Source organism: Streptococcus sp. CF4-3 (genome assembly GCF_024295385.1).
Classification (GTDB): domain Bacteria; phylum Bacillota; class Bacilli; order Lactobacillales; family Streptococcaceae; genus Streptococcus; species Streptococcus infantis_I.
The window spans coordinates 221,440-233,173 of the sequence record NZ_JANCPN010000004.1 but is presented as its reverse complement, the minus strand read 5'-3'; the positions used below and the strand labels follow the sequence as shown (position 1 = coordinate 233,173).

At 41.9% G+C, this 11,734-nt stretch carries 12 protein-coding genes and 1 pseudogene; 3 read left to right on the top strand and 10 right to left on the bottom strand.

Going from position 1 to position 11,734, the window contains the following annotated elements; translation table 11 throughout:
* Window positions 1-395 (top strand): LPXTG cell wall anchor domain-containing protein (locus NML75_RS05645; RefSeq protein ID WP_254804255.1); only part of this gene is annotated, 395 nt, incomplete at its 5' end.
* Between the two features lie 251 nt (window positions 396-646).
* Here NML75_RS05645 and NML75_RS05640 read toward each other — a convergent pair.
* The 10 genes and pseudogenes from NML75_RS05640 to NML75_RS05595 all read right to left on the bottom strand — a co-directional run bounded on the left by NML75_RS05640 (window position 647) and on the right by NML75_RS05595 (window position 9,452).
* Complete coding sequence (locus NML75_RS05640; protein WP_254804254.1) at window positions 647-1,087, bottom strand: ASCH domain-containing protein; 441 nt, start codon at window positions 1,085-1,087, stop codon at window positions 647-649.
* Complete coding sequence (locus NML75_RS05635) at window positions 1,084-1,935, bottom strand: putative PEP-binding protein (protein WP_254804253.1); 852 nt, start codon at window positions 1,933-1,935, stop codon at window positions 1,084-1,086. The genes NML75_RS05640 and NML75_RS05635 overlap by 4 nt, the downstream gene beginning before the upstream one ends.
* A gap of 74 nt (window positions 1,936-2,009) precedes the next feature.
* Window positions 2,010-2,127 (bottom strand): annotated as a pseudogene (locus NML75_RS05630) (NUDIX hydrolase); the annotation flags it as partial.
* Between the two features lie 9 nt (window positions 2,128-2,136).
* The gene (locus NML75_RS05625) at window positions 2,137-2,835 is read right to left on the bottom strand and encodes a 3-oxoacyl-ACP reductase (RefSeq protein ID WP_004253094.1); all 699 of its coding nucleotides are present in this window, start codon (window positions 2,833-2,835) and stop codon (window positions 2,137-2,139) included.
* Window positions 2,828-3,064, bottom strand: coding sequence for a DUF2829 domain-containing protein (locus tag NML75_RS05620; RefSeq protein WP_000141913.1), 237 nt, complete (start codon window positions 3,062-3,064; stop codon window positions 2,828-2,830). Before NML75_RS05620 ends, NML75_RS05625 begins: the two co-directional genes overlap by 8 nt.
* Window positions 3,065-3,162: 98 nt before the next feature.
* Window positions 3,163-4,089: an aldo/keto reductase gene (locus NML75_RS05615; RefSeq protein ID WP_254804252.1), complete on the bottom strand. Its 927-nt coding sequence runs from the start codon at window positions 4,087-4,089 to the stop codon at window positions 3,163-3,165.
* 100 nt (window positions 4,090-4,189) lie between these two features.
* Complete coding sequence (gene metG / locus NML75_RS05610; RefSeq protein ID WP_254804251.1) at window positions 4,190-6,187, bottom strand: methionine--tRNA ligase; 1,998 nt, start codon at window positions 6,185-6,187, stop codon at window positions 4,190-4,192.
* A 134-nt stretch (window positions 6,188-6,321) separates the two neighbouring features.
* Complete coding sequence (locus tag NML75_RS05605) at window positions 6,322-7,578, bottom strand: ABC transporter permease (RefSeq protein ID WP_004253087.1); 1,257 nt, start codon at window positions 7,576-7,578, stop codon at window positions 6,322-6,324.
* A gap of 1 nt (window position 7,579) precedes the next feature.
* Window positions 7,580-8,281 carry an ABC transporter ATP-binding protein gene (locus tag NML75_RS05600; RefSeq protein WP_004253086.1) on the bottom strand — a complete coding sequence of 234 codons (702 nt, stop codon included), beginning with the start codon at window positions 8,279-8,281 and terminating at the stop codon, window positions 7,580-7,582.
* Complete coding sequence (locus tag NML75_RS05595; protein WP_070460913.1) at window positions 8,265-9,452, bottom strand: efflux RND transporter periplasmic adaptor subunit; 1,188 nt, start codon at window positions 9,450-9,452, stop codon at window positions 8,265-8,267. Before NML75_RS05595 ends, NML75_RS05600 begins: the two co-directional genes overlap by 17 nt.
* Before the next feature lie 238 nt (window positions 9,453-9,690).
* Between NML75_RS05595 and gor the strand changes: the two genes are divergently transcribed.
* Both gor and NML75_RS05585 read left to right on the top strand, forming a co-directional pair.
* Complete coding sequence (gene gor / locus NML75_RS05590; protein ID WP_004253083.1) at window positions 9,691-11,037, top strand: glutathione-disulfide reductase; 1,347 nt, start codon at window positions 9,691-9,693, stop codon at window positions 11,035-11,037.
* 140 nt (window positions 11,038-11,177) lie between these two features.
* A complete protein-coding gene (locus NML75_RS05585; protein WP_004253081.1) occupies window positions 11,178-11,717 on the top strand; it encodes a biotin transporter BioY in 540 nt (179 codons plus the stop codon).
* The last annotated feature ends 17 nt before the right edge of the window (window positions 11,718-11,734 follow it).

The following is an 11,734-nucleotide window of genomic DNA, read 5'->3' as shown; positions in this document are numbered from 1 at the left end:
CAACAACGACAACAGAGTCAACAACGACTACTGAATCAACAACTGCAGCAACAACGACAACAGAAGCTACAACAACAACTGAGGCTCCTAAGTCTACTGAAGCCCCAACACCAACTACAACAACAACTGAGGCTCCTAAGTCTACTGAAGCCCCAACACCAACTACAACAACAACTGAGGCTCCTAAGTCTACTGAAGCCCCAACACCAACTACAACAACGACTACTGAAGAACCAGGTCGTCCTGCTACAACACCAGAACCAGGTCGTTCTACTACAACAGAAGAAGGACCAAGTCTTCCATTTACTGGTGAGACTACAAGCCTAGTACTTGTATTGGCAGGTGTGGTAATCTTGGCAGGTACTGTAGTTATGAAACGTAAACTTTCTAAATAATATTAGATAAGTTTCTATAGAGAAGAGAGAGCAATGCTCTCTCTTTTTTACCGAAAAATAATCAACCAATGTAGAAGTGACGTGAATAGGGATTCAAAAGATAAACATCTTTGCAATACTTTATCCACAACTTCACTTGATAGATTCAAAAAGCGGACATGATTGTCCGCTTTTTGTTTGGCTATTTTATCATTTAAAATCAGAAAAAAGCTTTGGACGGTGATTTCCAAAACTTTCTTTCTTATAGCAGTCTATAGAGGGTAAACCTTGCGAAATTCTTCTAAAACAACCTTGCTGTCAGGTGTAAACGTCAGACCTGCTTCTCCAAAGCAGTCTTTGAAAAAGTCTTCATGAACCTGACGCCAATAGGCTAAGGATTTATCGCCTTCACCTTCCTTGTAGGCATGGTCGGCTGACACTTGATAGAAAGGCTGAACAGAAACCTTGGTAATTTCGACAACGCAGACAGCCTGATTTCGGCTGTCTAAAATGACATCGAAAGTTCCTTCTTGTGGAAGGGGTTCGTCCTCTACTGCGTAGAGGTCATAGGCTGAGGCGGTTGTTGTCTTTTCGCCTCTTAGAACCAAGTCAGCCAAGAGATCTGCTTCCACTCCAAAAGCCCAAGCATCTATCTCATCTCCGATAGAGGGGTTGATTTTCTTGTAGGCATTCCACATTTCTTGAGGTGTCATAGGTTGCTCCTTTGTATTTTTTTACTTTCTTCTTTTACACGTTTGAGATGATCTGGATAGTCAATATCTAAATTAAAAATCTCCGGAATAGAACTGTAGTGGATAATGCACTCAATCCCCATCTGATTCATTTTTTGTATGAAAGAAGGATTCAGATAGCCTGCTACAGCGAAATCTATCTTTTTCATCCTTGCTTTATCCTGCATCTGTCTCAGCATTTCTAACATAATGGGACTTTCCATATTATGCCATTGACTGTTTCTTACAGTCGCAAAAATAAATGAAGTCAAATCATTCATTCCCACTACAATCTTTGAAATACCAGTTTCCAGTATCCTGTCCAAGTCAAAATAAGCTGACGGCAATTCAATCATTGTTCCAACTTTTCCAGTAAAACCATGCTGGCGCAATACCCTAATAGCTTGTTTTAACTGTTCAGCATCATTCACAAAAGGAAAAATAACAGACAGATTGGGATTGGTTTGATAAACTTCTGTAACGACATGTGCCTCAGCCTGTAATTCATCTGGACACGCCAATAAACGCCTAGTCCCTCTATATCCAAATAATGGGTGGCGTTCGTCAAAATACTCTTTAGTCCCGTCTAGACTATTTGCTTCTGCATTTGTTAACTCTGAAAAACGATACCAGACTTCTTCATCTGAGTATAAATGGCAAATAGTGTCTAGATAATCTTTTACAAATTGCTGACAACTTGGTAACAGGATGTTTTGGTTGAGCTCTCTCAACAAGTATTCCCCACGAATCAAGCCGACGTGGTGCAATAAATGGGGATAAACTTTTTCAACAATTTTTTCGCCACTAAGAGCTAGTTGATTTCTCATCATTCACCTTCCAATTTCTATAGCTTGTCAGTTCTAATTCTGGAAATCTTCGTAACTCTGCCTTATCCTAGTTTCTAGCTACCACCAGGTGGATTGTAACGGTGTTGATACGGACCTATCGTTTTCTCAATGCAGAGTAATTTCCCATTCTCATAGCAAACACCATAGACACAAAAAGCGGTGTTTGATTTCCATCAGATTCTCCTACTTCAAGCTCCAGCCACCATCAATAGTCAAGATTTGTCCTTGCATGGCGCTTGCTTTTCCACTTGCTAAAAAGAGGCTAACTTCAGCTATTTCACTTGGCTCAATCCAGCGTTTGATAGGCGTTTCACTAGCTACCCAGTCTGCTAAGCCACCGGGTTCAAAGTCCGCAGCAGTCATGCCAGTCTTGACAGCACCTGGAGCGATCCCAAAGACCTGAATTCCATCTTCAGCATAGTCTAGAGCCAGCTGCTTGGTAAAGCCTGCTAAAGCATGCTTGGAGGAAGTATAAGCGTGACCGCCACCTCCTGCTAGGCTAGAAGCAATGGAACACATATTGATAATGATCCCTTGCTTCTTCTCCAACATTTTAGTCAGACAATGCCGTGTCAGCTCTACCGGAGTCACATAGTTGATTTCAAAAACCTCCTGAATCTCCTGAGCGCTTTGCTCAAGAAGCGGTTTGTAAGCATCCAAGACTCCAGCCGTATTGCAGAGAACATCCACCTGAGGGCACCAGTCGAAGATTGGTGTCAAATCCAAGGTTAAGTCTCGCTGTAAGAAGTGAAAATCGCCTGGCAACTGAGGATCCGCTACCTGATCCACTCCAAAAACCTGATAACTTTTTTCTAAAAAGAGTCGAGCTTGCGCCAGACCAATCCCTGAGCTCACGCCTGTAATCAAGACCCGTTTAGTCATGTACTTCCACCCAATCCGTCGCTAAGACATCACAAGGAGTTGGACTCCACATAGAAAAACCTTCCCCTTCACCAGATACGTTGATGAGGAAATAGGGTGTCACTTCAAGGGCGACGCCGTTCTGTTCGATGGTGTCGAAAAGCTGGACATAGTTTTCAGCTCCTCCCCAGCCAGTACGCACATACTTTTTCTTTGCTTTTAAGCCTGGTAAAATTTCTTCAAATGTCATGTGTCTCTCCTTTGTTATCTATAAATCTTAATTTCATTATAACAAAAAACCGTTTTTCAACGGCTTTTTGACTGTGAGTTTTGAAATGCAAATTCACCTTACGGCAAATCATTCCCTGCTGCGAGGTAAATCTCATACCATTCTTTTCGAGTTAGGTTGACATGACTTGCTTGGCTTGCTTCTATCAAATGTTTAGGGTTAGTTGTTCCTACTACTGCCTGCATCTTAGCTGGATAGCGTAACACCCAAGCGATAGCAATAGCTGATGGGCTCACACCGTATTTTAAGGCTAATCGATTTAGGACTTGGTTTAGTTGTTTGAACTTCTCATTGCCGACAAAATTCCCTTTGAAATATCCGAATTGCAAGACTGACCAGGCCTGAATAACCATATCGTTTAATTTGCAGTATTCAAAGACGCTACCATCACGCAAAGCTGCCTTGTCACCTTCCATATTGACATGGAAACCTGATTCAAATCCTGGCGTGAAAGCTGCGCTTAGTTGTAATTGATTGATAGATAAAGGTTGTTTGACCTCTTTCTTCAGTAATTCCATCATCATAGGATTTTGATTGGACACACCGAAGTCTCGAACTTTACCTGATTTGTGAAGAATTTCAAAGGCTTGAGCCACTTGATCAGCTTCCATCAAAGCATCTGGACGATGGAGAAGCAAGCTATTTAGATAATCAACCTGCAATCTTTTTAGAATCCCGTCTACTGACTCTAAAATATAATCTTTTGAAAAATCAAAATAGGTAAATTCTTCTATGCGAATGCCACACTTGGACTGGATCCACATCTTTTCTCGCAGGTCAGGACGATTGTTTAACACTTGTCCCAGTAATTCTTCGCAACGACCTCCACCATAGATATCTGCCAAGTCAAAGGCATTGATTCCTACGGATAGGGCTGTTTCAACCAACTCCTCAACCTCTTTAACCGACTTGTCACTGATTCGCATCATGCCTAGAACGATTTCGGACAATTCTCTTTTCTCTTGACCAAATGGAATGTATTTCATGGCAATTTCCTCCGTTTTTCTTCATTATAAAGCAGAATGACACTTTTATCAACTGCTATCTCACAAAAGAAAAGAACCAGCTCAAACTGGTTCTTTAATCTTATCCAATCACACTTCCGTTTGGTACAGCTGGATCAACTGTGAGAAGGGTTAATTTGCCATCATGTTCAGCTGAGAGGATCATACCTTGGCTGACATATTTCTTCATCATCTTACGAGGTTTAAGGTTGGCAACGATTTGGACTTTCTTGCCGACCAATTCTTGTTCGTTTGGATAATATTTTGCAATACCAGAAAGGATTTGACGGTCTTCACCGTCACCAGCATCAAGGCGGAATTGAAGCAACTTATCAGAGCCTTCCACTTTAGAAACTTCTTTGACCTCTGCAACACGGATTTCGACCTTGTCAAAGTCTTCAAACTTGATTTCATCCTTGTTGAGTTTGAGTTCAACTTCATCTGGATTCCATTCTTTTTCGACGGCTGGTTTGTTGCCTTCCATTTGTTCCTTGATATAGGCGATTTCTTCTTCCATATCGAGGCGTGGGAAGATTGGTGTTCCTTTGGCAACAACAGTCACACCAGCAGGGAAATCTGCCAGGCTCAAGTTTTCAAGGCTAGAAACTTCTGCTAGACCAAGTTGAGTCAAGACCGCACGACTGGTTTCCATCATAAACGGCTCAATCAAGTGAGCTACAACACGAAGACTGGCTGCCAAGTGACTCATGACACTTGCTAATTGGTCACGGTGCGCTTCGTCCTTAGCCAGTACCCATGGAGCTGTCTCATCGATGTATTTGTTAGTACGTGAGATGAGGGTCCAGACTGCTTCAAGTGCACGTGGATAGTCAACTGCTTCCATGTAGGTATTGTAGTCAGCGATTGATTGTTCTGCAACGTTCGCAAGAGCAGTATCAAACTCTGTTACACCTTCTACATAGGCAGGGATTTGACCATCAAAATACTTGTTAATCATTGAAACCGTACGGTTGAGGAGGTTTCCGAGGTCATTTGCCAATTCATAGTTGATACGACCTACATAGTCCTCTGGAGTGAAGGTTCCGTCTGAACCGACTGGAAGGCTACGCATGAGGTAGTAACGAAGTGGATCAAGTCCATAACGTTCTACTAACATTTCAGGATAAACGACATTCCCTTTAGACTTAGACATCTTACCGTCTTTCATGACAAACCAACCGTGGGCAATCAAACGTTCTGGCAACTTGATATCGAGCATCATGAGCAAGATTGGCCAGTAGATTGAGTGGAAACGAAGGATGTCTTTTCCGACCATGTGGAAGACTGTTCCGTTCCAGAACTTGTCAAAGTTACCATGCTCATCTTGTTCATAACCAAGAGCCGTCACGTAGTTGAGAAGGGCATCCATCCAAACGTAAACCACGTGTTTTGGATTTGATGGGACTTGTACACCCCAGGTAAAGGTTGTACGAGAAACCGCCAAGTCTTCCAAACCTGGCTCAATGAAGTTACGTAGCATTTCATTGAGACGGCCATCAGGAGTAATGAAGTCAGGATGTGATTTGAAAAATTCGACCAAGCGATCTTGGTATTTGCTGAGGCGAAGGAAATAAGACTCTTCTGAAACCCATTCAACCTCGTGACCTGATGGAGCGATACCACCCGTCACATTTCCATCTTCATCACGGAAAACTTCCGCAAGTTGGCTTTCTGTAAAGAATTCCTCATCGGATACTGAGTACCAGCCAGAGTATTCACCTAAGTAGATGTCATCTTGAGCTAGCAAGCGTTCAAAAACTTGTGCTACTACTTTTTCATGGTAGTCATCTGTGGTACGGATGAATTTATCGTATGAGATATCAAGCAATTTCCAGAGTTCTTTAACTCCAACTGCCATTCCGTCAACATAGGCTTGAGGCGTGATGCCAGCTTCTTCTGCTTTTTGTTGAATCTTTTGACCATGCTCATCAAGACCAGTCAGATAAAAGACATCGTAGCCCATCAGGCGTTTGTAACGTGCTAGGACATCACATGCGATAGTTGTGTAGGCAGAACCGATATGAAGTTTACCAGATGGATAGTAAATCGGTGTTGTAATATAAAAATTCTTTTCAGACATAATATTTCCTTTCCAGGCTAATGAAACCTGTTTTTCTAACACTTCATTATACCACATTTTTAGTGATTTTCGATAGAGAAATCCATACAAAAACAAGACAGACAAATGTCTATCTCGTTTTTTTATCTTTTAAATTATTCATAGCGAAGAGCTTCGATTGGATCAAGCTTAGAGGCTTTGTTGGCTGGTAGAACACCGAATATCATACCGATACTAGCTGAGACAGCTAAACTAAAGAGAGCGATTGGGATGGATACACCAACTTCGATTCCTGCAATCAAGTTTTGAAGAAGAACCCCTGCAAGCATAGTCACCCCTGCAGCAAGCAGTAGACCAACGAATCCACCTAATAAGGTTAAAATCATGGATTCAATCAAAAACTGAACTAGGATATTACCCCGAGTTGCTCCTAGTGCTTTCCGTAAACCAATCTCACGGGTACGCTCTGTCACAGAAACAAGCATAATGTTCATAACACCAGTACCACCAACAAAGAGGGAAATCCCTGCAATAGCACTAATAATCGTTGTTATGAAGCCAAAGAGTTGTTGAACTTCTTGGAAGGCAGCAGACGCATCTGCAACTTGATATTCCCCTTGTTGAAGACCTGCAATCTCTGTCATTCTTCTTGCCAACTCTGGACCCAAAGTCTGAGTCAAGCTCGTATCGTTAACACGGAAGACAATATTTGAAATCTCGTCTGTGTTAAAATTAGCTGCCAAGGAAATATTGGTAGTGATTGGTAGTCCTCCAACACCAAATGCTTTGGCTGCCTTGGCTTCCTTACTTGCGTAAACACCAATAACACGGTAACTGATTTCATTTACTTCAACAATTTGGTTGAGGGCTTCTTTTGCAGAACCAAAAAGGCTATTGGCAAGCTCTTCATCTAAAATGATCACACTTGCAAAATCTTTATAATCTTGTGCTTTAAGTCCACGACCTGCAATAATTTCATTTTCGACCGCATCCATATAGGTGACATTCCCACCCGTCATGTTAGCGTGTTCGACCTTTTTATCCTTATAAGTCAAGGTCACATTGGCTGAGTTGGTTACATAGTAGCTGTCCACACCTTTTAGTTTGGCAGCTTCTTTAACCCAAGATTCTTGAGGTTTTGGTGGTTCAACAAAATCTTCTTGACCGCCAGACAAGGTCAGTGCAGATTGTCTTTGTGTAAAGGAACCGTCCTTACTCTTGGTAGGTGAGAAAAAGACATGGATGTCTTTTTGAGACTTGGTCATGTTTTTATTGACCTGACGAGACATAGAGTCACCCAAGGCCATGATCACGACAACTGAGGAAACACCGATGATAATCCCAATCATGGTCAGGAAGGAACGCATCTTGTGGGCCAAAATGGATGAAAAGGCAAATTTCAGATTCTGCATCTTAGTTTTCCTCCTTTTCTACTTGAGCACTGTCAGACGAAATGATACCGTCACGGATGACAATCTGACGCTTGGCATAGGCGGCAATTTCAGGCTCATGCGTTACCATAATGATGGTTTTTCCTTCTTTGTTCAATTCAACTAAGAGTTGCATGATCTGATTACCCGTTTTGGTATCCAGAGCTCCAGTTGGCTCATCAGCCAAGATAATAGATGGATTGTTGACAAGAGCTCGTGCAATGGCAACCCTTTGTTTCTGCCCCCCAGACAACTCCGATGGCAAGTGATGGCTACGCTCAGTCAGTTCAACCTTTTCCAGATACTCTTCTGCTAATTTGCGACGTTTTGAAGCTGAAACTCCCGCATAAATCAAGGGAAGTTCGACATTCTGGAGAGCATTCATTTTGGACAAGAGAAAGAATTGCTGAAAGACAAAGCCAATCTCTTGATTTCGCACCTTGGCTAATTGTTTTTCACCCAAACCAGCTACTTCTTTTCCATCTAGAAAATACTGACCACTTGTAGGGGTATCCAACATACCGATGGTATTCATGAGGGTGGACTTACCAGAACCAGATGGTCCCATGATAGCCACGAATTCTCCCTCGTGAACTTCAAGGTTAATGTCTTTGAGAACTTGAAGCTCTTGATCACCATTTCGATAACTACGGCAGATATTTTTGAGGCTAATTAGTTGCTTCATCAGTCTTCACCTCTTTTCCTTCTTGCAAGGAAGCTGTCGGATTACTGATGACTTTTGCTCCATCTGTCAGACCAGATGTGATTTCTTGGTTTTCTGCATCTGCATTGCCCAATCCAACTTCAACTTTTTTGGCCTTTTGATTTTCATCAAGAATCCAAACATAGTTTTTATCTTCTTCCATGACGATACTTGTAATAGGAACAAGCAATGCTTTACTCATGCTTTTCACTTCGACACTGACAGTAAAACCTTGTTTCAGATCACCAATTTCACTAGTTACATCGACCGTATATGGGTATTTAGAACCTGTGTTTGAACCAGCTAAGCTACTACTTGCTTCACTACTGTTCTTTGGATAATTTGAAATATAGCTAATCTTACCATTCCAAGTTTTATCTGGATAAACCTTTGAAGTAAAGGTAACCTCTTGGCCGACAGATAGATTAGCAAGGTTGTACTCAGAAAGTTCTCCCTTGACCTGCAAGTTGTCGTTACTAACGATATGTACCAATACTTGGCTATTTCCTGTTGGAGATTTTGAAACATTGCGATTGACTTCGACAACTGTTCCCTCTACAGTACTCAATACCGTAGCAGAATTCAACTGGGCTTGAGCTTTTTCGAGTTGCGCTTCTGCATCTGCACGCACATCACGAGCATCGCTGATTTGAGAATCAATAGCAGCTGTGGCAGAACCGGATGACTGAGCTGGTGCTTGTCCAGTTGCTCCTTCTAAACCTGCTTGTGGAAGGCTAGGTGTTGCTGCGGCGGTATTTCGAGACTCATTCAGTTCATTGATATGACGGTCAGCCTTAGCCACAGCACGACTGGCAGCATCATAGGCAGCCTGGGCTTCTGTACTACTATACTTAGCAAGAGCTTGGCCTTCACTTACCTTATCTCCGACAGAGACCGAAACCTCATCCAAGTCACCTTTACTAGCATCATAATAAACATATTGTTCATTTTGAGCTGTTACGGTACCAGATAAGAGAACTGTTGAAGCCACTGATCCCTCTTTGGCAAGAACGATTTTTGCAGTTTCGTCTTGTGTTGCAGCTTGATTTGGTTGTCTCAATAGAAGAACAGCAGCTGCTCCTACTACAAGAACTGACGTAACTCCTATAGCTGTAAATAGGGGCCATTTTTTAGCTTTTGACTTCTTTTTCATATCCATACCTCTTTTATAAACATATATTAAGATTATAGCACAAGTCATAAAATTGGACAATTGCTTTCTGCCCATCCAAAAATAATTGCCAAATCTTTTATTGTTGTGTTAGTTATATAATACAACTTCTTTTTTATTTTTGCAAGCATTTTCTTAAGAAATTTAAGCGTAGCAGATTTTTGCATTGACTTTCAAAAAAAGATAGAATATGACTAGAAAACAAGTAAAGGAGCTTTCAATGAGAAAATATGATATTATCGCCATCGGAGGAGGTAGCGGGGGTATTGCTACCATGAATCGTGCTGGCGAACATGGTGCTAAAGCCGCAGTTATTGAGGAAAAGAAATTAGGGGGAACTTGTGTCAATCTCGGCTGTGTCCCTAAAAAAATCATGTGGTATGGAGCCCAAATTGCAGAGAGTATCCACAAATATGGACCTGACTATGGTTTCACAAGCACTGACAACGAATTTGATTACGCAACACTTCGTAAGAATCGTGAAGCTTATATTGATCGTGCTCGCTCGTCTTACGATGGAAGCTTCAAGCGCAACGGGGTTGATTTGATTGAAGGACGTGCTGAGTTCGTTGATGCTCATACTGTCAGTGTTAATGGCGAATTGATCCGTGCTAAGCATATTGTAATTGCGACTGGAGCTCATCCTCATATCCCTGCTATTCCTGGTGCTGAACTAGGTGGTAGCTCAGATGATATCTTCGCCTGGGAAGAGTTACCTGAATCGGTAGCTATTCTAGGTGCTGGTTACATTGCTGTAGAATTAGCTGGTGTACTCCATACACTTGGTGTAAAGACAGATTTATTTGTCCGTCGTGAACGTCCGCTACGTGGATTTGATGGCTATATCGTTGAGAGTCTAGTTCAAGAAATGGAAAATACAGGACTAAACCTCCACACCCATAAGGTTCCTGCTAAACTTGAAGAAACTGAACAAGGTATTACCATTCATTTCGAAGATGGCAGCTCTCATACTGCCAGTCAAGTTATCTGGGCAACTGGTCGCCGTCCAAATGTTGAAGGACTTCAACTCGAAAAAGCTGGTGTTACCCTCAATGAACGCGGCTTTATCCAGGTTGATGAATACCAAAATACTATCGTTGAAGGTATCTACGCTCTTGGAGATGTCACAGGTGAAAAGGAACTAACTCCTGTCGCTATAAAGGCTGGTCGTACCCTATCCGAAAGACTTTTCAACGGTAAAACCAATGCTAAAATGGACTACACGACTATTCCGACTGTAGTTTTCTCACACCCAGCAATCGGAACAGTCGGTCTGACTGAGGAAGAAGCTATCAAAGAGTACGGCCAAGAAAACGTTAAAGTCTATACTTCAAAATTTGCATCTATGTATTCTGCCGTTACTAGTCACCGCCAAGAAGCTCGCTTCAAGCTCGTAACAGCTGGTGCAGACGAAAAAGTAGTTGGCCTTCATGGAATCGGCTATGGCGTTGACGAAATGATTCAAGGTTTCGCAGTTGCTATCAAGATGGGAGCTACAAAAGCTGACTTTGATGCTACTGTCGCTATCCACCCAACTGGCTCAGAAGAATTTGTGACCATGCGTTAAAAGAAAAGAGAGACCCCTTGGTCTCTTTTTTACTCTAAATCGGCCGTTACAAATTTGTAACCTTTTATTTTAAAATAGGTTGACATTCATATCTCATTTAGTATAATAGTTACTATAATTTATAGAAGAGGTTAACTATTTTGAAAAAAGCACACATTTACGCTATTCCTGCTATTGGAGCGGCTCTTATTGCAGTATTGGCCCAAATTAGTATGCCGATTGGTCCAGTTCCTTTCACTCTGCAAAACTTTGCTATTGGACTCATCGCTACTGTTTTTAGACCAAGGGAAGCTGTTCTCTCTGTCGGACTCTATCTCTTACTTGGAGCTATTGGTCTTCCGGTATTTGCTAACGGTGGAGCTGGATTTCATGTTTTAGTTGGACCAAGCGCTGGTTATCTTTGGTTCGACCTTGTCTATGCAGGGCTTGCTTCCTATCTCATTCACACCAATAGTGGTGTCCTACGTATTTTCTTTGCAAATCTCTTGGGAGATTCACTTGTTTTTGTTGGTGGTATTCTCAGTCTCCACTTCTTAGCTGGAATGCCTTTTGATAAAGCACTGGCTGTCGGTGTTATTCCCTTTATCATACCTGATCTTGCCAAAATTGTAGCCATTAGCTTCATCAGCCGACCACTACTCCAACGTCTTCGTACACAAGCTTATTTTTCAAGCAAATAAAAGAGGCAGGGATTTTC

Coding starts and splice junctions, on each gene's coding strand:
- NML75_RS05640 (WP_254804254.1), bottom strand. CDS start 1,087: ATGACACCTCAAGAAATGTGGAATGCCTACAAGAAAATCAACCCCTCT.
- NML75_RS05635 (WP_254804253.1), bottom strand. CDS start 1,935: ATGATGAGAAATCAACTAGCTCTTAGTGGCGAAAAAATTGTTGAAAAA.
- NML75_RS05625 (WP_004253094.1), bottom strand. CDS start 2,835: ATGACTAAACGGGTCTTGATTACAGGCGTGAGCTCAGGGATTGGTCTG.
- NML75_RS05620 (WP_000141913.1), bottom strand. CDS start 3,064: ATGACATTTGAAGAAATTTTACCAGGCTTAAAAGCAAAGAAAAAGTAT.
- NML75_RS05615 (WP_254804252.1), bottom strand. CDS start 4,089: ATGAAATACATTCCATTTGGTCAAGAGAAAAGAGAATTGTCCGAAATC.
- metG (WP_254804251.1), bottom strand. CDS start 6,187: ATGTCTGAAAAGAATTTTTATATTACAACACCGATTTACTATCCATCT.
- NML75_RS05605 (WP_004253087.1), bottom strand. CDS start 7,578: ATGCAGAATCTGAAATTTGCCTTTTCATCCATTTTGGCCCACAAGATG.
- NML75_RS05600 (WP_004253086.1), bottom strand. CDS start 8,281: ATGAAGCAACTAATTAGCCTCAAAAATATCTGCCGTAGTTATCGAAAT.
- NML75_RS05595 (WP_070460913.1), bottom strand. CDS start 9,452: ATGAAAAAGAAGTCAAAAGCTAAAAAATGGCCCCTATTTACAGCTATA.
- gor (WP_004253083.1), top strand. CDS start 9,691: ATGAGAAAATATGATATTATCGCCATCGGAGGAGGTAGCGGGGGTATT.